18 protein-coding genes are annotated in these 22,985 nt (G+C 63.6%); 12 read left to right on the plus strand and 6 right to left on the minus strand.

Translation table 11 applies throughout. The features are described from left to right. Positions 1-29 precede the first annotated feature (29 nt). Positions 30-3,512: a proline dehydrogenase family protein gene (locus tag LFT43_RS01845; RefSeq protein WP_395800696.1), complete on the plus strand. Its 3,483-nt coding sequence runs from the start codon at positions 30-32 to the stop codon at positions 3,510-3,512. Positions 3,513-3,572: 60 nt separating this feature from the next. Here the strand turns inward: LFT43_RS01845 and LFT43_RS01850 are convergent, their stop codons facing one another. Further along, positions 3,573-4,484: an oxygenase MpaB family protein gene (locus LFT43_RS01850; RefSeq protein ID WP_395800698.1), complete on the minus strand. Its 912-nt coding sequence runs from the start codon at positions 4,482-4,484 to the stop codon at positions 3,573-3,575. A gap of 107 nt (positions 4,485-4,591) precedes the next feature. Then, positions 4,592-6,058, minus strand: a complete 1,467-nt coding sequence (locus LFT43_RS01855; protein WP_395800700.1) for an MFS transporter — start codon at positions 6,056-6,058, stop codon at positions 4,592-4,594. Between the two features lie 96 nt (positions 6,059-6,154). Between LFT43_RS01855 and LFT43_RS01860 the strand changes: the two genes are divergently transcribed. The 3 genes from LFT43_RS01860 (at position 6,155) to LFT43_RS01870 (ending at position 8,673) form a co-directional block, all read left to right on the plus strand. After that, entirely contained in the window at positions 6,155-6,535 is a 381-nt protein-coding gene (locus tag LFT43_RS01860) for a MarR family winged helix-turn-helix transcriptional regulator (RefSeq protein ID WP_395800702.1), read from the plus strand. A 132-nt stretch (positions 6,536-6,667) separates the two neighbouring features. Continuing rightward, on the plus strand, positions 6,668-8,095 hold the full coding sequence (locus LFT43_RS01865) for a M23 family metallopeptidase (protein WP_395800704.1): 1,428 nt from the start codon (positions 6,668-6,670) through the stop codon (positions 8,093-8,095). A 92-nt stretch (positions 8,096-8,187) separates the two neighbouring features. Continuing rightward, complete coding sequence (locus tag LFT43_RS01870; protein WP_395800706.1) at positions 8,188-8,673, plus strand: glutathione peroxidase; 486 nt, start codon at positions 8,188-8,190, stop codon at positions 8,671-8,673. A gap of 217 nt (positions 8,674-8,890) precedes the next feature. Here LFT43_RS01870 and LFT43_RS01875 read toward each other — a convergent pair whose 3' ends face one another. Beyond that, positions 8,891-10,108, minus strand: a complete 1,218-nt coding sequence (locus LFT43_RS01875; RefSeq protein WP_395800708.1) for a cytochrome P450 — start codon at positions 10,106-10,108, stop codon at positions 8,891-8,893. 225 nt (positions 10,109-10,333) lie between these two features. On the opposite strand from LFT43_RS01875, the gene LFT43_RS01880 reads away from it, so the two are divergent. The 8 genes from LFT43_RS01880 (at position 10,334) to LFT43_RS01915 (ending at position 18,597) form a co-directional block, all read left to right on the plus strand. Then, a complete protein-coding gene (locus LFT43_RS01880) occupies positions 10,334-11,125 on the plus strand; it encodes an IclR family transcriptional regulator (protein ID WP_395800710.1) in 792 nt (263 codons plus the stop codon). Then, positions 11,103-12,803, plus strand: a complete 1,701-nt coding sequence (gene hutH / locus LFT43_RS01885; RefSeq protein ID WP_395800712.1) for a histidine ammonia-lyase — start codon at positions 11,103-11,105, stop codon at positions 12,801-12,803. The genes LFT43_RS01880 and hutH overlap by 23 nt, the downstream gene beginning before the upstream one ends. Next, on the plus strand, positions 12,784-13,851 hold the full coding sequence (locus tag LFT43_RS01890) for a PDR/VanB family oxidoreductase (protein ID WP_395800714.1): 1,068 nt from the start codon (positions 12,784-12,786) through the stop codon (positions 13,849-13,851). The genes hutH and LFT43_RS01890 overlap by 20 nt, the downstream gene beginning before the upstream one ends. 324 nt (positions 13,852-14,175) lie before the next feature. Further along, complete coding sequence (locus tag LFT43_RS01895) at positions 14,176-15,084, plus strand: ABC transporter substrate-binding protein (protein WP_395800716.1); 909 nt, start codon at positions 14,176-14,178, stop codon at positions 15,082-15,084. Further along, positions 15,081-16,061 (plus strand): amino acid ABC transporter permease, encoded by a 981-nt coding sequence (locus tag LFT43_RS01900; RefSeq protein WP_395800718.1) that lies wholly within the window; start codon positions 15,081-15,083, stop codon positions 16,059-16,061. Before LFT43_RS01895 ends, LFT43_RS01900 begins: the two co-directional genes overlap by 4 nt. After that, positions 16,058-16,825, plus strand: a complete 768-nt coding sequence (locus LFT43_RS01905) for an amino acid ABC transporter ATP-binding protein (RefSeq protein ID WP_395800720.1) — start codon at positions 16,058-16,060, stop codon at positions 16,823-16,825. Before LFT43_RS01900 ends, LFT43_RS01905 begins: the two co-directional genes overlap by 4 nt. Next, positions 16,822-17,544 carry an FAD-binding protein gene (locus LFT43_RS01910; protein ID WP_395800722.1) on the plus strand — a complete coding sequence of 241 codons (723 nt, stop codon included), beginning with the start codon at positions 16,822-16,824 and terminating at the stop codon, positions 17,542-17,544. Before LFT43_RS01905 ends, LFT43_RS01910 begins: the two co-directional genes overlap by 4 nt. Before the next feature lie 111 nt (positions 17,545-17,655). After that, positions 17,656-18,597: a phosphodiesterase gene (locus tag LFT43_RS01915; protein ID WP_395800724.1), complete on the plus strand. Its 942-nt coding sequence runs from the start codon at positions 17,656-17,658 to the stop codon at positions 18,595-18,597. A gap of 14 nt (positions 18,598-18,611) precedes the next feature. Here the strand turns inward: LFT43_RS01915 and LFT43_RS01920 are convergent, their stop codons facing one another. The 3 genes from LFT43_RS01920 to LFT43_RS01930 form a co-directional block, all read right to left on the minus strand. Continuing rightward, entirely contained in the window at positions 18,612-20,153 is a 1,542-nt protein-coding gene (locus LFT43_RS01920) for a DUF2142 domain-containing protein (protein ID WP_395800726.1), read from the minus strand. A gap of 126 nt (positions 20,154-20,279) precedes the next feature. Beyond that, a complete protein-coding gene (locus LFT43_RS01925) occupies positions 20,280-21,863 on the minus strand; it encodes a stealth family protein (protein WP_395800728.1) in 1,584 nt (527 codons plus the stop codon). 52 nt (positions 21,864-21,915) lie between these two features. Further along, a complete protein-coding gene (locus LFT43_RS01930; RefSeq protein WP_395800730.1) occupies positions 21,916-22,827 on the minus strand; it encodes a hypothetical protein in 912 nt (303 codons plus the stop codon). Positions 22,828-22,985 lie beyond the last annotated feature (158 nt).

The following is a 22,985-nucleotide window of genomic DNA, read 5'->3' on the forward strand; positions in this document are numbered from 1 at the left end:
AGCCCTTCCGCACCAAAGGAACGAAGCGCATGAGCACACCAACCAGGACACGATCCAACCCGGAATCCGGACACCTCCAGGAGTTGGCCCACGAAGCCATTCAACTGGTTCGACACTGGCTCACCGAAGCCTCTAAGGTGCCAGTTGACGTTTCCGCACAGCGCCTCGCAGGCGTCCTGAAGGACCCGAATGGACTGGACTTCACGGTCGGATTCGTCGACGGCGTCATCCGCCCCGAGGACCTGTCTGTCGCCGGCCGAAACCTGGCCAAGCTGGCCCCGAAGGTCCCGGCATTCCTGCCCTGGTATATGCGGGCCGCTGTGCGTACCGGCGGTGTCATGGCACCGGTCCTCCCGCAGGTGGTCATCCCGATCGCCCGCAAGGTTCTGCGCGACATGGTGGGCCACCTGATCGTGGACGCCACGGACGCCAAGCTCGGTCCGGCCATCGCCAAGATCAAGCAGAACGGCGTCCACCTGAACGTGAACCTTCTCGGCGAGGCAGTCCTGGGCGAACGCGAAGCCAGCCGCAGGCTCGAGGGAACCCTCAAGCTCCTGGCGCGTGACGACGTCGACTACGTCTCCATCAAGGAATCCTCCACGGTGGCCCCGCACTCGCTCTGGGCCTTCGACGAAGCAGTTGACCACGTGGTGGAGAAGCTCACCCCGCTCTACCGCCTGGCGGCGTCCTTCCCCAAGCCCAAGTTCATCAACCTGGACATGGAGGAATACAAGGACCTGAGCCTGACTATGGCCGTGTTCACCCGGATCCTGGACAAGCCAGAATTCAAGAACCTTGAGGCCGGTATTGTGCTTCAGGCCTACCTCCCGGACGCGCTCTCGGCCATGCAGGAACTGCAGGAGTGGGCAGCGGCCCGCCGAGCCACCGGTGGCGCTCCCATCAAGGTGCGCGTGGTCAAGGGCGCCAACCTGCCCATGGAACAGGTCCAGGCTTCCATCCAGGGCTGGCCGCTCGCGACGTGGGGCACCAAGCAGGATTCGGACACCAACTACAAGCGCGTACTCAACTACGCCCTCACCCCTGAACGCATCGACGCAGTGCGCATCGGCGTCGCCGGCCACAACCTCTTCGACGTGGCGTTTGCCTGGCTCCTGGCCAAAGAGCGCGGCATCGCCGCGCAGGGGCAAGGAGCGATTGAGTTCGAGATGCTCCTCGGCATGGCCACGGGCCAGGCCACGGCCGTCCGCAAGGACGTCGGCAGCCTCCTGTTGTACACGCCGGTGGTGCACCCGGGCGAGTTCGACGTTGCCATCGCCTACCTGATCCGACGCCTCGAAGAAGGCGCCAGTCAGGACAACTTCATGTCCGCGGTGTTCGAACTTGGGGGGAACTCCCCAGAAAGCAGATCGCTGTTCGAACGCGAGAAGCAGCGCTTCCTCGCCTCCCTCGCGGGGCTGGACGACGCCGTTCCGACCCCCAACCGCACACAGGACCGCAACGAGCCCGCGGCCTCCACTCCGGCAGAGGGTTTCGCCAACACGCCGGACACCGATCCTGCCCTGCCCGCCAACCGGGCCTGGGGCCGCGCCATCCTGGAGCGCATCCCGGGCTCCACCGCCGGTAACGCGATCGTTGAAGCCAGCAAGGTCAGGGACGCCCAGGAACTGGAACGCATCATCGCCGCCGCCGTCGAGGCTGGCGAAAAATGGGGCGCCATGCCGGCCGCCGAGCGCGCTGCCATCCTGCACCGCGCCGGCGACATCCTGGAATCCCGCCGCGCCGAGCTTCTTGAGGTCATGGCTTCCGAGACCGGCAAGACGATCGAACAGGGCGACCCCGAAGTCAGCGAAGCAATCGACTTCGCGCACTACTACGCCGAGCGCGCCAAGGACCTGGAAACGGTCGACGGCGCCACGTTCGTCCCAGCGAACCTCACCGTGGTGACCCCGCCGTGGAACTTCCCGGTGGCGATTCCAGCGGGCTCCACGCTGGCGGCACTCGCGGCGGGATCCGCCGTCGTGATCAAACCGGCAAAGCAGGCCCGCCGCTCCGGTTCCGTCATGGTGGACGCGCTGTGGGAGGCCGGCGTGCCGCGCGAAGTGTTGGCGCTTGTGCAGCTCGAAGAACGTGAGCTGGGCACCCAGCTGGTCTCGCACCCCAGCGTTGACCGCGTGATCCTCACCGGCGGCTACGAGACCGCTGAGCTCTTCCGCTCCTTCCGCCAGGACCTCCCGCTGCTGGCGGAGACCTCGGGCAAGAACGCCATCATCGTCACCCCCCATGCTGACCTTGACCTGGCCGCGAAGGATGTCGTCTACTCGGCCTTCGGACACGCCGGACAGAAGTGCTCCGCTGCTTCCCTGGTGATCCTTGTTGGTTCCGTTGCCACCTCGGAGCGCTTCCACAACCAGCTCGTTGATGCTGCCCGCTCGCTCAAGGTGGGCTATCCGGAGCAGGCCACTACCCAGATGGGGCCGATCATCGAGCCAGCCAACGGTAAGCTCCTCAACGCCCTGACCACCCTCGGCGACGGCGAGACCTGGGCCGTCAAGCCGGAGAAGCTGGACGAGGCCGGCCGCCTGTGGTCCCCGGGTATCCGGTTCGGCGTCAAGCGCGGCTCGTACTTCCACTTGACCGAGTTCTTCGGCCCGGTCCTCGGCGTCATGACCGCGGCCACCCTGGAAGAAGCCGTCGCCATCCAGAACGAAATCGAATACGGCCTCACCGCCGGGCTGCACTCGCTCGATTCCGATGAAATAGGTGTCTGGCTGGACACTATCCAGGCCGGCAACCTGTACGTAAACCGCGGGATCACTGGCGCGATCGTCCAGCGGCAGCCGTTCGGCGGCTGGAAGAAGTCGGCCGTGGGCGCGGGTACCAAGGCCGGCGGACCCAACTACCTGGTCGGACTGGGCAGCTGGCTCCCTGCTGAGCCTGGCGCCAAGCGCGGTGCCACGCTCAAGGGCGCGGCAGCCTCGATCCTGGCCGCGGCCAACGCCGCAGGCGAGCTTGTTGAGGCCAGCGAAGCTGAGGCCCTGCAGAAGGCGCTCTTCAGCGACGCCGCGGCATGGGCCACGGAGTTCGGCACCAGAAAGGACGTCTCCGGACTGAGCGCCGAGCGCAACGTCTTCCGGTACCGGGCCGTCCCCGTGACCATCCGCTTGTCCGAGGGTGCGAAGCTCGTGGACCTGCTTCGCGTCGTAGCAGCCGGAGCAGTGGCGGGATCGGCACTCACGGTGTCCTCCGCCGTCGAGCTTCCCGAATCCGTTGTTGCAGCCTTCGCGGGACTGGGCGTCAGCACCCGGATCCAGAACGACGCCGAATGGCTGGCTTCCGCGGCAGGCATCGAAGGTGGCCGCATCCGCCTGATTGGCGGGGACAGCAGTGCGCTGAGCGCCGCGACCGGAGGACGTCCCGACGTCGCGATCTACCACGGCACGGTGACCCCGGCTGGACGCGTTGAGATGCTGCCGTTCCTGCACGAACAGGTCATCAGTATCACTGCGCACCGGTTCGGCACGCCGAACCACCTGTCCGACGCGTTGATCTAGCGATTCGTCGAAGAAGCCCGGCAGGACGGCCACAAGCCGTTCCGCCGGGCTTCTTTGCGTCTATGCCTCGTAGCCTAGGCGCCGCAACCGTTGCCGGGCGGCCTGCTCACTGGGGCCGCTGCGGCCCAAAGTCAGGTGCACGACGGCGAGGACCACCCGGGCGGCGAGGATCGAAGGTAGCGGGATGGGGCCGAAATGGGCCTTTTCCAGCCCCAGGAGTTCGCGATACTTGGGTTCCAAGCTCGCCACAGCAGCCGCGAACAGAATCCGATAGCCGGGTTGAAGCGACGCTTTCAGCGGGGGATTCCGGATGAAATCGACGGTTTCCTTGAGCCTTTGGTCCGCGCGGAGGTGACCGGAGGCGTACCACTGGTCCATTTCCGACCTCACTTCGGAAAGGCTCAGGGGAGGGTCCTGGACGCCCATCAAACGGCCTGCCTGCGCCCACTCGCGGACGTAAGCGTCGGCGCCGCCTGGGACTGGGCCACCCCAAATTCGGTGCGCCGTCACGAAGGAATCCGCGTAGGCAACGTGGACCCAGCGGAGAAGTTCGGGATCGTTGGCTGAATACTCGCGGGTGTGGCCGTGGGCATCCACGTAGCTGCCTTTGACGGAGTCGTGGACCCTTCGCACGAAGTGTGTGGCTGTGTGGGCCGCATCCATCGAGCCGTAGCTCACAGTGAAGATCCATCGGATGGTATTTGCCAGCCGCCCGAGGGGATCCGTCTTGAAGCCTGAATGGTCGTAAACCCCTGCCAAGGCGCCGGGGTGGAGGGACTGCATGAGCAGCACACGGATTCCACCAACGATCGTGGACATGGACCCGTGGACGGCCCAGACGGCCGAGCCCGGAAGGTGGTATCCGGCGTCGTTCCCCTCGGCCAGCCGCAGCACCCAGTCGGGCGTGGACTGCGGGTGACCCGTGAAAGTCATCCGCAGTTCCGATTGCCACTTCTTCAGGAACTTGCCCATGGTCCATTGTGACGCAGCGCCGCGCTGGCGCAAGGTGCCGCTTTGTTTACGTGCAGGTGCCGGCCCGCCGTGGAAACAGTGAGCCGGCACCTTTCGCGCGAGTCCGCTTAGGCTGCGGGCTGCTCAGCCGGTGCCCGACGGCGCCGCGCCGGGGACGCTGCCACCAACAGGGCCGCGATTGCCACGGCAGCGCTTAGGACCAAACCGGGACGGTACTGATCGAGCATCGCCGCGGCGTTGACGGTGCTGCTTGTGCCGTCGGCCCCGCCGTGGCCGCTGACGAGGGCAGTAGTGACGGCAAGAACCAGGGCTGCGCCAACTTGCGTGCTGGTCTGGATCAGTCCAGCGGCCAACCCCTGCTCCGAATCCCGGATTCCAGCGGTGGCCTGGACGTTGATGGACGGGAAAGCCAAGGCAAAGCCAATACCCAGCAGGATGACCGAGGGAAGGATGTCCAGGACGTAATTGGGTGAGGTTCCAACCCGGAGGAACAGGACGTAGCCCAGGCCCATGGCGGTCAGGCCGGTGAGGATGAGCTTCGGGGCCCCGAATTTCTCAATGAACCTGTCCGCAAAGGGGGCGCTCGTTGCGACCAGGAGTCCGGTGGGAAGCAAGGCAAGCGCCATGCCCAAGGGGGACCAGCCCAACACCGACTGCAAGTACATGGTGAGGATGAACTGGAAACTCAAATAGGAACCGAACAGGCCAACCGCACTCAGGTTTGCGCGGGCAACCCAGCCTTCACGAAGAATGCCGAAGCGGATGAGCGGGTGCTTGACGCGGTTTTCGATGACGGCGAAGGCTGCCAAGACGGCGGCAGAGATGGCGAATCCGGCGATTGTTGCCACAGATCCCCAGCCCTTCTCCGGAGCTGAAACCAAGGTGTACACCAGGCCAAGCATGCCGAGCGCGAGGGTGACCGCACCCCAGACATCGTGGCCGCTCTCTTCCGCGGACGGCTTGTCCCGCGGGATGAACAGCATGCCGAGGAGCACCACTGCGATGGCGATCGGCACCGATACAAGGAAGGTCCAGCGCCAGCTCAGGCTGGTCATGAGCCCGCCAACAACCAGCCCGAGCGAGAATCCACTGGCGCCGAACGTGGTGAAGATGGATAGCGCCTTGTTGCGCTCGCGGCCTTCAGCGAAGTTGGTGGTGATGATGGAGAACCCGGTAGGGGCCGTGAACGCCGCGGCCAGGCCCTTGACGAAGCGCGTGGCGATCAAGATGGTGGGATCATCCACCAGCCCGCCGAGGAGGGATGCCGCGGCGAACACGGTCAAAGCGATCAGGAAGATCCGACGCCGGCCCAACAGGTCTGCGAGCCGGCCGCCCAGGAGCAACAGGCTCCCGTAGCCAAGGACATAGGCGGAAACGATCCACTGCAGGGAATCGGTTCCGAGATGGAGTTCGTGGCCGATGGACGGAAGGGCTACGCCCACCATGGACACGTCCAGGCCGTCGAGCGCCAGGACCGTGCACACCACCATCAGCAGCAGCCACTGGGCCCTGGTCCAGCGGACGGCTGTGTGGAGCTGCTCGTCAGATCGAGTGAGGGTGCTTGGTGAAGTCATGGCTTCAATCTATATGACACGTCATTCAATGACAAGGAATATGACTAGGAATCTTATGACGTGGACTTTAATTCCGGTTTCGACTAGAATCGGCCCATGGCAACAACGCAGGATCGCCAGCTGGTTGAGCAATGGCGCAGCATCCAGAATTCGTACTTCCGCACCGCGGCGGCCATTGACCGCGCCCTCGAAGCCAAGTTCGACATCGGGTTGAACGAATTCGAAATCCTCGACCTCGTTGCAGAAAGCGCTGACTCCGCCTGCCGCATGAAGGCATTGGGGGAGCGGACTCCCATGACCCAGAGTGCTGTCTCCAAAGTTGTTGACCGGCTGGAGAAAGCCGGACTCGTATCCCGCCAAACCTGTTCAGATGACCGCCGCTCGCTGTACCTCGAGCTGACCGACGCCGGGCGCGCACTGCATTCGGATGCCGCCGTCGAGCACCGCGCGTTGCTGAAGGAGAACCTCGGCGAGTAGCCCGGCAGGGTCCGGCGAGTATTCCGCCGGCCGGCCAAGTATGAAGTCGAGTGTTCCCATTCGATTTCATAGCGGCAACAATGGGACAAGCGCGCCCGTACTTGGGGATGAGCGCCCGTCTCAGGAGCCGCTGTGGGAAAGCATCATGAGTCTGGCCAGGTCGTGGATCTGGTGCTCTCTGGAAGATTTGGCCGGGTCCTTTCGGCTTGTTTCCTCGCTGTCTTGGTGGCGTTTGCTTTCGGCTTCCAGGGCCCGCGCCTGGGCGGACCATCGGCGGGGGGATCGTTGGCTGCCGGCCAAGTGGAACCCGGCATGCTTCCGGCCGATGGCGGCAGTTCCGGAGTGCCGGGGGCTGTGGTGCAAAGCCGGTCCTGGGCTCCTGTTCCTGCGGGTGACAAAGCCACGGTGTCTTTTGAGCGTTCCCCGGTCCAGGCCCTGGACAGGAACGGGGTCGGCAATCTCAATGTGGCGTCGAGTTCCCTTGACCGGCCCGCCGCGGGGAAACTCTATGCTCCCCTTGAGGTGCTGGTTCCGAGCTCTCCCTTCGGGTTGAGGATCGACCCGTTCACGGGCCTGCCGGGGGAGTTTCATTGGGGCCAGGACTTCGCCGCGGCCTGCGGCGCTCTTGTTTATGCGGCCGATTCCGGCGTGGTCCGCGCTGTGGGCTGGCATCCGTGGGGCGGCGGCAACCGGGTGGAGATCGACCATGGGAACGGCCTGGTCACCACGTATAACCATCTGCAGGGGATCGCGGTGGCCAAGGGGCAGTCGGTGCGGGTGGGCGAGGTGATCGCCAGGGTGGGAACCACGGGGTCCTCGACAGGTTGCCATCTGCACTTCGAGACGATTCTCAACGGCGTCTATGCCAACCCGATGAACTGGACGTTCCTGGCGACCAGGCAGGTTGATCCTCTCGGGGACCTTGCCATGGTCAGCTACCAGCCGGGTTCCGCCTCGGCGGTCTCGGCGGGGTCTGTCTGGTCCATCCCGGGCAGGCCCCCCGAACAGGCGGTGACCGGCGGGGCGCAGGAGGCGAAGGTCGTGCCGCCGGGCCCGTCTGCTACGGCCACCGCGACCCCGACGGCGTCACCCACCGGTAGTCCGACGCCGACCGGGTCACCCACCGTGACGCCGACGCCGACCGGGTCACCCACCGCGACGTCGACGCCGACTGGGTCACCCACCGTGACGCCGACGCCGACTGGGTCACCCACCGTGACGCCGACGCCGACGCCCTCAGGGACGCAAAGCACGACCAATCCGCCAGGCACTACCCCCACGCCAAGCAAGACGCAGACCAGCACACCGAGCCAATCGCCGTCGCAAGCTCCCGCGGTGACGCAGTCGCCCAAGGGGACCGTCCCGCCGCCCACGACGACGGTCCCGCCTGCGGTGACCGTCCCGTCCACGGCCGCGCCGTCGTCGAGCCTTCCCGCTCCGGTGCCCACGGTGACTCACACCCAGTCAACACCGCCAGCGCCAGCACCTACCCCGCCGGCTCCTACGAGCCCCACGCCGTCGGCCACCTCCAAGCCAGCCACGCCGGTCACCAAACCGTAGAGATCGCTGCCTATCCTGAACCACGTCACCGCCCTGCCGCGCGTAGACTCGAATGCGGTAGTTTGCCAAGTTCGACGTCGTTAGGAAGCTTGATGTCCCCGCTCTATAGCATCTCCCTCACGTTCAACGACGGCTCCGAGGCCGACTTTGGGCGTTTCGAGGGCAAAGCCGTGCTGGTAGTCAACGTGGCTTCCAAATGTGGTTTCACGCGCCAGTACTCGGGACTTGAGGAGCTCTACGGCAAATACCGTGACCGCGGATTCGAGATCCTGGGCGTGCCGTGCAATCAGTTCGGTGGCCAGGAGAGAGGCTCCGACGCCGAGATCGCGGATTTCTGCCAACGCAATTTTGGAGTCTCTTTCCCGCTTTCCAGCAAGTCCAACGTCCGTGGCAAGCAGCAGCATCCCCTGTATGCCGAACTGACCCAGACGGCAGACGGTTCTAAGCCGCAGAAGGTCAAGTGGAACTTCGAAAAGTTCCTGGTGAGCCGCGAAGGCGAAGTGCTCGCCCGCTTTCCTTCCACCGTCGAGCCTGATTCCGAAGAGCTAATCGAGGCGCTCGAAGAGGCGCTCGCCTAGGCCCTCTGGGGGCATTCCTGGGTGACGCCCGCGGCACTAACCCCAAACGCCCGCTCACTTTTGTTGCTCTTTGGGCGGACGCTCGCTCACCTCTGTCGCCGAATTGGCGGACGCTCGCTCACCCGGCGGCCATAGGTGAGCGAGCGCTGGGGAAGAGTCTCCGCAAAGGTGCAGGAGCGTTTGCGAAAATTGCCCCAAAAGTGAGCGGGCATCGAAGCTACGCTGACGTTATGCGCAGCGGGAGGGAGCGCCATCCTCGGAGGGTGTTGTGTAGGTACGGCAAGGGCTCGCCCACTAGCTCAATACCCTTGATCCGCTTGGCCATGGCGGTGAAGAGCACGTCCATCTCGAGCCGGGAAATCGGCTGACCCACGCATTGGTGGATGCCCATGCCGAAGGCGAGGTGGCCGCCGGCGTTACGGTCGATCATGAACTCGTCGGCTGTGGGTCCCCAATGCGCGGCATCCCGGTTGGCCGAGCCCATGAAGAGCAGTACCTTGGCTCCTGCCGGCAGCGGGATGCCCCGGAATACCGTGTCCGTTGAAACAGTCCGGAAGAAGGACTGGAACGGCGATTCGTACCTCAGCGCTTCGTCGATCGCGAACTTGGCCAGCCGGGGATTGGCGTGCAAGCTGGCCCACTGTTCGGGGTGTGCCGCCAAGGCCTGCAACGTGTTCCCGATCGAGAACACAGTGGTATCCAAGCCGGCGGAGAGCATGGCCCGTACTAGCAGGGCGGCCTGTTCGGGGGTGATCTCGCCGCGGTCGGCGAATTCCCAGATCTGGGCTCCCATGCCATCCGGGGAGAGATTTTCCCGGGCGCAGTTGTCCATGACCCAGCGGTGGGTGGGTTCGCCCTTTTCGAAGAACGAGCGGGATCGTTCGTCGTCGGGACCGAAGGAGCTGAAGTTCATGGCTCCGTGCGGCAGCAGATTGGCTTCGCGGCCTTCGCGAGGGATTCCGACGGCGTCGCCAAAGACGCGGATGGGAAACAGCTCGGCGAGGTCCGTGACGCCGTCGAAGGTTTCCCGCTCGATCAGGCTGCCCACCAGCTCCTCGGCGAACTCTTCAAACCGGGCCCTCAGGGAGCGCACCCCGCGCGGAGAAATGACACCCGCCATTGCTGCGCGCATGGGTCCGTGGACAGGCGGATCCGATTCCAGGATGCCTTGCGGACGCCAAGCGGGCTCGTGGTGCAGGTTCTTGGGGCCCACGCCAGCACTTGAGATGAACGTGCGGTAGTCCTCCAGGATCTCCCTGCATTCCTCGAAGCCGGCGAACGCCAGGACCCCGTATTTCTCAAGCCACACCGCCGGTCCGGCCGCCCGCATGCGTTCGAACAGGGGATACGGGTTGGTGAGGTTCCCGTCGGTGTACGGATCGTTCTGCAGACCAGAGAGTACGGGAATGGTTTGCGGGGGAGTGCTAAGGGACATCGTGGGCCTCATTACCGTCGGTTTTTGCTGAGATCCAATCTGCGGGCCAGCTCCTGCAAGGGGCGGACAAGCGGATTCGTGGCATCAAAGTATCGGTCTCAAAGAGCAACGGCTAAACATCATTCTCTCTCTGTGGGAATCTGGTTTGTCGCGATGCTTTGGCACCCTGCACGATCAGTTCGTGACCCGCGACACAGGGTGATCGATCCAGGAAGGAGGCATGCCGTGGCAACCCACACTTCATTTGAGCGGGGCCTTATGATCCTCTCGGAAATCGCAGACAGCGGAGATACCACCGTGGAGGGCGTGGCGCTCAAGCTGGGCATTCCCGTGAGCACCACCTATCGGTACTTTCGCCAGCTTCGCGAGCGTGGATTCGTCCAGGAGGACGCGGGCGTCTATCGGCCGGGGCACGCGCTGTTGGCCTTGTCCGGACGGCACCTGACGCAGAGCCATCTCGCAGAAGTTGGCACGGCTGTGCTAAAAAGCATCGTGGATGCTGTGGGGGAAACCGCCGTGATGGTGATCCGGGTGGGTACGCAGGCCATGTGCCTGCGCCGCGCGGAACCGGACAAGGCCTTCAAATACACTTTCGCGGTCAACGAGCTCCTGCCGCTGACGGCGGGTGCCGGCCCCCGGACGCTGCTCGCGTGGGCGCCGTCCGACGTCGTACGCCAAGTGCTCGACGGCGACCTTCCGCGCTTTACTGAAAACTCGCCGTCCGCGGAGCAGATTCTGCTCAGCCTGGCGCAGATCCGATCTTCCGGCTGGGCAGTCTCCCGGGGCGAGCTGGATCCAGGCGCCGTCTCGGTGGCCGTACCGGTGATGCTGGACGGCGAGGCGGTATGCGCGCTCAATGTTGCCGGCCCGGAGAACCGCTGCGGGTCCCGCACCTGGCTGAATTCGACTTTGAAGACAATGAACGAGGCAGCGGAGAACCTGGCGGCGTCGCTGGGTTCCCTCGCAAGCCGAAGAACAACCCGAGAGGTAAGCGATGACGCTCGAAACTCTGCTTGATACAGCACCGGTGGTCCTCGGGACGCACCGTGCAACCCTGCAGGATCTGATCCAGGTTGCGCGCTACCGGCGTCCCGTCGTGGTGGATGAAGAAGCCTTGGCGCGGATGAAACCCAGCCAGGACTGGCTGGACGGCGTCATGGATGACATGCGGGCAGGGAAGGAAACGGCGCCGATCTACAGCATCAATACCGGCTTCGGTTCCCTCGCCGGCCGCAAGGCCTTCGACGAGCCGTCCGATGCCGCAGAGCTCTCCCGCCGCCTTGTCCTCTCCAACGCCGCCGGCGTTGGCCGCTATGTGGACGAAGAAGTGGTGCGGGCAACCATGTTCATCCGGATCGTCAGCCTGACGCAGGGCTATTCCGGCGTGCGGGCGGACATCGTGAAGACCCTCGCCGAGATGCTCAACCGCGGCGTGTACCCGGCTATCCCGGAATACGGTTCCCTGGGCGCTTCCGGCGACCTCATCCCGCTGGCCCACGTGGCGATCGTCATGTCGCGTTCCCACGCCGGCGAGGACGAGGAGCTCGACTCTGGCGAGGCCTTTGTGGACGGTGCTGTGGTGTCCGGGATCGCGGCCATGGCCCATGCAGGAATCGAGCGGCTACCGCTGGGTGCCAAGGACGGCCTGGCCCTTTTGAACGGCACCTCCTTCTCCTGCGCCCAGGCCGCGTTGGCCCTGTACGATGCCCAAAACCTCCTCGAAACAGCCCAGATCACCGCGGCCATGACCATCGAGGCACTGCTGGGCTTCGGAGATGCCTTCATTGACGAGCTCCACCAGGCCCGCGGCCAGCGTGGCCAGATCGATGTGGCTGCGCGTTTGCGAGAGCTCCTCTCCGGCAGCGGGTTGGTGGACGGCGACGCCGGGCGGGACCCTGTGCGCCAGCCGCCCCAAGACGCGTACTCGCTGCGCTGCATTCCGCAGGTTTTTGGTCCGGTCAAAGACACTTTGGAGTTCGCCGCCGGCATCATCGACAACGAGATCAATGCCGCCACGGACAACCCCCTGATCTTCCCGTCGCTGCCTTCCACCCGCACGCTCAAGGCGGTCTCGGGCGGCAACTTCCACGCCGAGTACGTGGCGTTCGCGGCAGACTTCATCTCGATTGTGGTCACCGAAATCGGCAACATCACGGAGCGCCGACTCTTCAGGCTCGACGACGGCACCCTCAATCGGGGCCTTCCGGACATGCTCGTTGCCAGCGAACAGATCGGCATGGACTGCGGTTACATGCTGCCCCAGTACCTTGCCGCTGCCTTGGTATCCGACTGCAAGACCCTCGCGCACCCGGACAGCGTGGACTCAATCCCGACGTGCGCCAACCAGGAAGACCACGTGTCCATGGCCAACAACGCCGGCCGGCACGCGCGCCAGATTGTCGCCAACATCGAGTCTGTAGTGGCCGTGGAGTTGCTGATGGCTGCGCAGGCTTTGGAACTGCGGATGGGCATGTCCGCCACGGCCGGTGCGAAACCTGCTCCAGCGAGCCTGGCCGCGCTGGCCCTCCTGCGTTCCACCGCGGCGGCCGACGGCCGGCCCATTGACCACATCAAGCAGGACGTAGTCCTGTATCCGCGGCTACGCAAAGCCGGGGAACTGGTCCACGCCGGGGCCGTGGTGGCCGCCGTGAACGCCGCGATCGGCGGAGGCAGCGATGACGCTTCAGGCCACTGACGCCGCCAAGCCGGGGGCTGTGGTGCTCGCCGCAAAAGGCTTTTTCCAGCTAGCGGTCAGCGGGCTCCGAAGGGAGGCGGACGGCGTCGTTTCGATGATTCTCGAGGATCCAGACGGCAGTGCACTACCGGTGTGGGAGCCGGGCGCCCACATCGACGTGCTGTTTTCCAACGGAATACTGCGCCAATACTCGTTGTGCTCCGAGCCTGCGGATCGGTCCGCGTGGCGCATCGCGGTGTTGCGCGAGCAACCCAGCCGGGGCGGCTCGAGCTTTGTGCATGAGGTGTTGCGGGCCGGGGATGTCCTCGATGTCCGGGGCCCCAAGAACAATTTCCGTGGCACTGCGGGTTCGGGGGAGAAGGTCTTCATCGCCGGCGGGATCGGAATCACGCCCCTCCTGCCGATGATCCGCGCAGCGCAGATGACCGGCGATCCATGGCGACTGCTGTATTTGGGGTCCAACCTCCATTCCATGGCTTTCCTGGACGAGATCACCGGTCTTGACCCCGATGGGACCAAAACCAGGATCCATGCCAAAGAGGTTTCCGGCGCCCTGGACCTGGCGGAGTACCTTCGCAGCGAGGGACTCGCGGCGGACTCAACGGTTTACGCCTGCGGCCCGCCGCGGTTGCTCAGCGAGCTCCGCTCGGCCCACGAGGCCGGCGCGGTTCCGCAGCTGCTCTTTGAGGACTTCGGTCACGACGAGCCCGACGCCGGGACCGGCCCAGGCGGTTCGGTTCCCGCCGGTTCCGGTCAGGAATTCGGGAACGCCGCCGGCGACCGCTTGCCTTTCGTGGTGGAAACCGCCGACGGAATTGAAATTGAGGTTGCTGCGAGCGAGACAATTCTCGACGCTCTGCAGCGATCAGGAGTTCCCGCGTTGAATTCCTGCCGAAAAGGAACGTGTGGAACGTGTGAAACGGTAGTTCTGGCAGGAATTCCAGATCATCGCGATGAAATTCTCAGCGACGAAGAACGTGCCGCAAATGAAACAATGATGATTTGTGTTTCACGCTGCCGCGGGGAGAGGTTGGTTCTGGAACTCTAAGCCAAGTAGCGGCGGGTTCCCCGTGTTTGCAGGACGGGTGGGGCCCATGCTCGTTCTCCAGTGAGGGGCCATCTGCCCACCTTGGGGCTGGGAATTCAACGCTTTGCGATTTAGTCTGCCCATTTTCAAATGCCGGATCCGATATTCTTCGGACCCGGCATTTGTCATTTAAGATTACTTTTGATTTCACGATGAATGGCTATTGTGATGCGCGCAATTCGTCTCTATGCTGATCCAAGATCGCGCAGATTCTTTCCGAATTTCTAATCCGGCATCAGTCGTCCCGTAGTTCGCATGGAGCCGTAAGAACCCAAGGAGCACGCATTGAATATTTCTGAATTTTCCCTCCGTAAGACGGCCCTCGCGGCCATTGCACTCGCCGCCGTCGTAGGACTTACCGCTTGCGGCGGTTCGGCCAGTGCGGGTGGCGACGCAAGCGCGGCGGCAAATGCGGCAAAGGCGCCGCTCTTCAGCCAGTTACCCAAAGAGATCCAGGGCGCGGGCACCATCAAGGTGGCCAGCAACGTTGAGTACCCTCCGTTTGAGTCCATTGACAAAGACGGAAAGACCATCGTAGGGATCGACCGTGAGCTCGCGGACGCCATCGAGAAGAAGCTCGGCGTTACCCTCGCCTTCGACAACATCGCTTTTGACGCGATCATCCCGGGCCTGGCGTCCGGCCGCTATGACATGGGCATGTCCGCGATGTCGGACACTCCCGAGCGTCAGAAGCAGGTCAGCTTCCTGGACTACTTCTCGGCAGGCGCGGGCGTCATGACCACCAAGGCCAACCCGCACAATGTGAAGTCGCTCGACGATCTGTGCGGCGCAAAGGTGGGCATCGTCAAGGGCACCACCGAGGATGCCGATGCCGCGGCCCAATCCAGCAAATGCCAGGCCGCGGGGAAGGAGCAGCTCGCCATCACCATCTATGCCGGGCAGAACCAGGCAGTACTGGCGCTGCAGAGCGGACGGGTGGACGCCTTCCTGCTTGATACGACGTCAGGTTCCGTGGTTGCCGCCGAGAGCAACGGTGACTTGGTGATGGGCAAGCCGTACCAAGAGGGATTCTTCGGCATCGTGCTCCCCAAGGACAGCACGGACCTGATCAACGTGGTGCAGAAGGCCATGGAGCAGATCAAAGCAGACGGTACCTATAAGTCGATCCTTACCAAGTACAAGATGGATGACCACGTCATCGAGAAGTTCACCGTCAACGGAGCCACCAAGTGACCCTGTACACGGCTACGGAGGAGGAGCAGAACCTCTTGATCGTCCCTGCCCGCTACCGTGGGCGCTGGGTCATGGCAGCGGTGGTGGTCCTTGGCGTGGCGCTCATGGCCTATGGCATGGTCACCAACCAACGGTTCCAGTGGGGCACGGTGGGAGAATACCTGTTCGCCGCTCCGGTGCTGGCCGGCTTGGGCAACACGCTGATGCTGACCGCCGTTTCGATGGCCATCGGCATTGTCCTGGGAATCGCTGTGGCTGTGTGCCGCCTGTCCCCGAACCCTATACTTTCCTCCGCTGCGTGGGCCTACTCCTGGTTCTTCCGCGGCACCCCGCTCATGGTCCAACTCCTGTTCTGGTTCTTCATGGCGGCGCTGGTCCCGAAGCTGGTGCTGGGCGTTCCCTTCGGCCCCAGTTTCTTCGAGATCTCCACGAATACCCTGATCTCCCCGTTCACTGCGGCCATTCTGGGCCTGAGCCTCAACGAAGGCGCGTACATGGGTGAGATTGTCCGCTCCGGCATCCGGGCCATCCCGGTGGGCCAGACCGAGGCAGCAAAGGCCATGGGAATGACGAGGCTGCAGACCATGCGCCGCGTCATCCTCCCGCAGGCCATGCGCGTCATCATCCCGCCCACCGGCAACGAGACCATCGGCATGCTCAAGTACACCTCGCTGGTGATCGTCATCGGCTACAGCGAGCTCTTGACGTCGGTTTCGATCATCTACTCGCGCACGTTCCAGACCATTCCGCTGCTGATCGTGGCGGCACTTTGGTACCTGGCTGTCACGGCAGTCCTGTCCGTTGGCCAGTACTACGTGGAACGGCACTTCGAACGGGGCTTCACACCAATGAAAGCCGCCAAAGCACTCCCGAAAACCGCAGCGAACGTCCTGTTGAAGGCCGGTCTCCCGCCGGCGTCGAGCGCCTCTTTGGCGATGCCAAGCGGATCCGCAGAAGAACTGGAGAAGGTCAAGTGAAGGAACCAATCGTACGGGCGCGGGACGTCCGCAAGTCGTTCGGCCATCTTGAGGTCCTCAAAGGCATCAGCCTGGATATCAATGCAGGCGAGGTCGCGTGTCTGCTGGGGCCGTCCGGTTCGGGAAAGAGCACCTTCCTCCGTTGTATGAACCACTTGGAAAAGATCGACGGCGGTCAGCTGTGGGTCCAGGGGGAACGGATCGGGTACCGGCGCTCTGGCAACAAACTCCACGAGCTCAAGGAGCACGAGACTGCGAAGCAACGCGCATCGATCGGAATGGTCTTCCAGCAGTTCAATCTCTTTCCACACCGCACCGCCCTGGAAAACGTGATCGAGGGTCCCACCGTGGTCCAGCGCGTCCCGAAGGAGCAAGCCGTCGAGGAAGGCCGGCAGTTGTTGGCCCGCGTGGGCCTGGCGGACAAGGCGGACCACTACCCGGGTCAGCTTTCGGGCGGCCAGCAGCAACGGGTGGCCATCGCGCGTTCGTTGGCGCTCAAGCCCTCGGTCATGCTTTTTGACGAGCCAACCTCGGCGCTGGACCCCGAGCTCGTTGGCGAGGTGCTGGACGTGATGCGCTCGCTGGCTGACTCAGGCATGACGATGATTGTGGTCACCCATGAGATGGGCTTCGCCAAAGAGGTGGGCAACGTGGTCCACTTCATGGCCGACGGGCAGCTGGTGGAAAGCGGTGATCCGCACCAAGTCCTCGAAGACCCACGCGAGCCGCGCACTCAGGCCTTCCTGTCCAAGGTCCTTGCATGAGCATTCCGGCACAGTTCGGGGCGTTGCTGACGGGCCCTGAAGTCGAGCGCCCGACGACGATCCCGGCCGTCGTCGTCGAACTCCAGCAGGCGCTGGGTGGCAAGGTCGCCGTCGATACTGCCGCCCGCACTGCCCGTTCACATGACCGTTCGCACCTTCCGCCGGTACTGCCGGATGCCGTCGTGCGTCCGTCATCGACGGAAGATGTTGCGACGGCGGCGCGGATCTGCACCGCGCACGGCGTGGCGGTGGTACCGATCGGGGCCGGAACAGGGCTCGAGGGAGGTGCCAACGCCCGGGCCGGGGTGGTCACGATCGACCTTTCAGGGATGACCGGAATCCCTCGCCTGGCCGAGGCCGGGGCTGTCGCAGCCTGGGCCGAAGAAGAGCTCCTGCACGCCAACGTCTCGGCAGTTGTCGCCGAACGGGAATTCCTGGCCGGGGAACTGCGGAGACGGGGCCTGGAGGTGCCGGAAAGCGGTGGGAACTTCTTGTGGATCGCGATGGAGCAGGCGCGCGAATTGGAGCAAGCGTGTGTTCGCCACGGTGTTTCCGTCCGGGCGTTCGACGGTGAAGGGGTGTGTGTGACCATCTGCGGACGTGGGGCGTCGCGGGCCGTCCTCGCAGCGGTGGACTCGTATCTCCGCCGGCGAGGAAGAGCGGATGGTGCCGCAACCGCCGTCGCTCCTAAGGTGCAGGAGCGTTGGGTGAGTGAGTAATTTTCCAACATTCCGTCCGCAAGTTACCCTGCGTTAGCCTTTTGTCTGGTTGGATTGGGTTTATTGGGGCAGACACTGGAGGCGCCGTCTCCTACCGACCCGAAGGTAGTAATGGAGCTCATCGAGGCCGAATATCCTCGGCCAGGACACATCCTTCTGCACCTTAGCGACTCCCATCTGGTGGGAGGGTCGGAACCCCTGTACGGCGCGGTTGATAGCGAAGCCCATCTCAGACAACTCTTTTCCGAAGTCCATGCGTCAAAGGTCCGCCCCGACGCCGTGATCTTCACGGGTGACTTGGCCGATCAGGGCGAGCCGGACGCTTACGCCAAACTCCGGGCGATCGTCGAGCCTGCCTGCCAGGAGATGGGTGCTCGCGTGATCTGGGCCATCGGAAACCACGATGACCGCGCCAATTTCCGTGCGGGCCTGTTCGACCAGAACGGAAATGACGCCCCGGTGGATCACAGCTACTTCGTCAACGGGCTGCGGATCATCACGTTGGACACTTCCGTGCCTGGCTTCCACCACGGTGAACTGAGCCAGAGCCAGCTCGACTGGTTGGCGTCGGAGCTCGCAACCCCTGCCCCGGACGGCACCATTCTTGCCCTTCACCACCCGCCAGTTCCTAGCGTCCTTGACCTTGCCATCCTCGTGGAGTTGCGCGGCCAAGCGGCGTTGGCCGAGGTGATACGCAATTCCGATGTCCGTTCCATTCTGGGCGGCCATCTGCACTACTCCACGACTGCCACGTTCGCTGGCGTCCCCGTGTCAGTGGCTTCCGCGAGCTGCTACACGCAGGACCTCAACGTTCCGCAGGGCGGTACCCGGGGACGGGATGGCGCCCAGGCCTTCAACCTGGTGCACGTCTTCGAGCAAACGATTGTGCATTCGGTGGTGCCGTTGGGCAAGTCACCGACTGTGGGCGAGTACGTCAGCCCGGAGGCCACCAGACGCCGGCTCGCCGAAGCAGGCATCCGGATTCCCCAGCGACCTACCCACGAACGTGGTGTGAGGGTGGACGTGAAGCGCCCCGAGATGACGCGGCGCTAGCGAGCCGCCTGTCGCTACGGTTGCAATGCCCGATTTTCCGTTGGCGTGGTGCTCAGTGCCGGCACTACCGGATTCACGGCCGTCATCGTGCGGTAAAGAAGAACTGCCGCCACGAGCAAGACAGCCAGGTAGGCCACAGTGAGCGAAATCCATCCGAGTGGCGGCTGCCACTGCGGTGCCACGATCATGTCGCGCCAATTGGCCTGGTCCAGTAGGCCAATGACGTACCGGCGCATTCCATAAATAAAGCTGTAGAAGTGGCCGAATACCAGGACAGGGAGCAGGACCGATAGCGCCCGGCGTCCCGTGCTGCGGAAGTCGATATCGAAAGAGCGCATCGCAACTCCGCATGCGGCAATCATGACGGCCACAAGAGCCAGAATGTACCGACCCTGCCAGATAATCCCTACCTCTTTAGCAAGGGGAATCTGCAGAAGCGGAGGCAAGAGGATGATCGCAACCACCAGAAAAGCGATAGTCAGTCGCGCTGATCCGCTGGGCACGGACAAGGCTGCGACGATTACCCCAATAATGAGCGCCGCCCACACCGCGAGCACCCCGCTTGGCCCCAGGGTGTCGAGCCAGCCAAGGTAGGACACATATCCGGCTGCAAAATCGAAGGTGTTGTCCAACATGATTAACGTGATGTGGATCGGTGATGCGTTGATCCCTGTGCCCATGAGGCTCTGGAGGCTATCCGCGCTCTTGATCCAAAGTATCGCCAGCCCGCAGGCGACGGCGACCACCAGCCCCATCGCCTGCACAAATCGCAGGCGCAGCACGGAAACCAACGGACGAAGTCCGAACATCAAGAGCGACGCCGCCACCGCCACAGCGAGCCACAGCAGCGACGCAGCCCGGGTGTTGGCCAGAACGGCAGCCGAAACGGCTGCCGCAGCGAGAGGTAATCGCCAATGACCCCCTGAGGCGATTCTTTCCCACGACAAACAGAGGGCGCCGAAGACGGCCATTGACGCGGCGATTTCCAGTGAGTTGGGGTTCACACCCCCGGACAGGAACAACACCATCGGGGTCACTGCGATCGACCCGACAAACAGGGGCAGCTTCCATCGTTGAAGGCCGCCCAAAGCAGTCAGGGCAAGAGCCAGGAAGGCAACGCTGAAGAGACCGCTCAAGATCCGCATGGCGTAGATGGCGTTGACGCCGGTAAGGAATAGGCTCGGAAGCCCTGCCACTGCGTAGTACATAGGGTTGTAGTTCCCGGCGCTCGTGTATGCCTTGAGCTCTGAGGTGTCATTTGTCAGCGTAGGGCTGCAACCGGCGGACACCGCCGGTTTCCAAGCAAAGCAAATAGGGAGTCCGTCCACCGTCGCAATGAATGCGGGGACGCCTACCTGGGCAGGATCACCTTGGTTCGCGCCAGGTTCCCCTCGCAACTGTCCTCGAACGACGGACGCTGCCTTGATGGTGTGCGCAGGCTCGTCAGGTACGGACATGAGGGGGCTTGCCAGTGCCCAGATCGTGGTGAGGAGTCCAAGAGTGGCGAATATTGCGAGAAAGCGAAGGAACCAATGAGGAATGGTGGAGGGCTTCAATCGACGTGTCTGTTCTTTGATCGGGGTGCGGGGATCGACAGCTACTCTACGTGGTCGCTGGCCGGAGATACCGGTTGCGGCACGTCGGTCGGTGAGTTTGCCGACCAACCTGACGGCGCTACCGGACTACTTCTCCCACGGAGCTTTGACCGGGAAGTACTTCTCCATGAAGTCCGTCACAAGGCCGGCCCGTTCGTCGGCAGCCACCTCCGGAAAGCTGCCGTCGTTGAGGCAGAAGAAGTCCACGTTGCGTTTCGCCAGCAGCGTGGGCAGGTAGTGCAGCCCGGACCACAGGGTGGTGTCAACGTACCGGACTTTCGCGGCCGTCTGAGTCACTGCCCGCCCGGTGAGCAACGAGTAGTAGTGGTAGAACGAGTTGGTCACGGAGATGTTGTCCGCCGCGCGGAACCTGCTGCCTGCCGTCTTGGCGAACTCGGCCGGAAACTCGCGCTCCATCTCGGCGATCACGCTGCGGCGCAACGGAGCGGCGGTGTGCTCCAAATGGCGGGTGGTGATGCGGCCGAACCGCTCCCAGAGGAGCTTCCTGTTGACGCGGGCGGCGTTCTCGAAGCCGCTGCGTTCGGCGTCGTTCTCTCCCAGTCCAATCCGGGTGGAGGCCTCGATGAACTTGGTGATTCCACCGGGAGTGAAGAACATGTCCGGTGCTACGGGACGGCCGAAGAACATGTCGTCGTTGGAATACAGGAAGTGCTCGGACAGGTCCTCAATGTGGTGCAGTTGGGATTCCACGGCCTGCGAGTTATGCGTTGGCAGCACCGAGGGGTCCTTGAAGAACTCTTCGCTGCGCATGATCCTGACGTCCGGGTGCTCGGCCAGCCACTCCGGCGCGGGGGAGTCCGTGGCAATGTAGATCCGGCGAATCCAGGGCGCGTACATGTACACGGAGCGCAAGGCGTATTTGAGCTCGTTGATTTGCCGGAAACGGGCCTCGTGGGCGTCACCCTCCCCTAAGACGACGTCCTTCATCTGCTGGCGGCGGGCCTCGATGTAGGCGGGGTCGTTGCCGTCCACCCACGAAAAGACGATGTCGACGTCGAAGTCGATGTCGCTCGCGTGGTCCGCGAACATGTTCTCGATGGTTGGCCAGCTCAGACCGTGGCGATTCACTGTGCCCCGAACGGCGTCCTGGCGGAGCATGGTTCGCCGGGTCAGTGAGTTCTCCACGGGCAACACGAGTTGGTCGCCGTCGAATTCCCACAATTCCAGCTGCACGCCGAGGGAGGGGCCGTAGGTCAACCCGCCTCCGGGTTCCACGCGTGGACGGAAGAGCCTGAAGATCCGGGCTTTCCGGTTGCTGGAGAGCTCGCCGTCCGCCACCAGCAGCGTGGATTTCTTCCGGGCATCAACGGTCATGGAGTAGAACGGTTCGTTCCGAAAAGCGGCGACCAAAGCCTGGCGCAACTTCTTCCGGAGCTTCCAATCTACGGCGATCACGGGCCGGTGATCGTTGCCGCGGACCAGGATGAAATCCAGTCCGGCCGCGTCCAACGCCGCGCGAATGAAGAGGAGATCTTCGACCATTACCTGCTGCGGCGTGCGGTTCTGGTTCAGCAAGCTGTATCGGCCACGATGGCGGATGACGTCGGCGCGGTGCTTGAGGCGCGCGTCGACGGCGGGCGATGTCGGTTCTGGAACGACCGCGTCGTCGTCGGAGGCGGGGCTACCGAAGTAAATCGCTTGTTGGTCCATGACTGTGATGGCTTTTCTCCGAAGGGTTGTGGGAAGCGTGGGCTTAACGGACTCAGCCCACCAAGGCTTCACGCCAGCTGCGCAGGAATGCGCCGCCTGCGTCGTCGTGAATGACGTCCTCGCCCAGGCCGAGGTCTGTGGCTGTAAGAACATCGTAGGGCTTGTTGGGCACACCGTCCGCGGGACGGACGTCGATGTGCTTGACGCTGTGGTCATTGTGGTGGAGCCAATCGGCCATCGCGTAGTCGGTGCGCGAATCGCCCACTGTGCGCCAAGCCTGCGGAGTGATTCCTTGGGCGGCGAGGAGTTCCACCGCGCGGCTGGCGCCGAGATCCTTGCCGAGCCGGATGGACTCGATGTCCGTGGAGATGATGGTGGGATCCAGGCGGTAGTCGGCGGCGTCGTCTGACCCTGGTGCGTGGTGGTCGAGGAGCGCGGCGGAGAGCCCATGCCGGCCCATGAGTTCCAATGCGTCGGCGTCGAAGAGCTTCTGCTCGGCCAGGTAGTCGTCGCTTGAGACGTCCAGATGCTGCTCCACGGACACCATGGCCCGCTTGGTCTCATCGAAGAACATGTGCGTTGCGTAGTCCTCTGCCACCATGCGGCGGACGTCGTCGCCGTACGCTTTCGGAACAGCGAGTTCATGGTCCACATGGATGGGGCCGGCGCCGCCCGAGGTGTAGCTGAACCACACGGCGCCTTTCTCGCAGATCGCGTGGACAACAGTTCCTGCTGGCATCCCGGCGGCGATCATGGGCGCCATGACCTGCTCGCGGATGAAAGCGTCGGAACGGCCGGTGTTGAAAATGACCGGAATGCCTGCGGACGCCAAACTAACCAGATCGGCGATGATTTCCGGCTTCACGTCGCGCGTCACGGGACTCGCGACGGGGCCGTCGACGTCGAGGAGGAGTGCGAGGGCGGGAGCAGCCGGGTGCGTGGTGCCTGGCATTGGAGCAGTCATGATCCCATTCTGTCAGTCCCGCGTCACGGCGGCAGCGGTGTGACGGCCGACGGCGGCAAGGGGCCCGGTTGCGGAAGTACCGGCCGTCTACGGTTACCATTTGGCCACAACCTTGGTGGGAGTGTTCCCGTAAGTTCCCTTGGACGTCTTACTTCTTT

This window comes from Arthrobacter sp. FW306-04-A, from assembly GCF_044358315.1.
GTDB lineage: Bacteria > Actinomycetota > Actinomycetes > Actinomycetales > Micrococcaceae > Arthrobacter.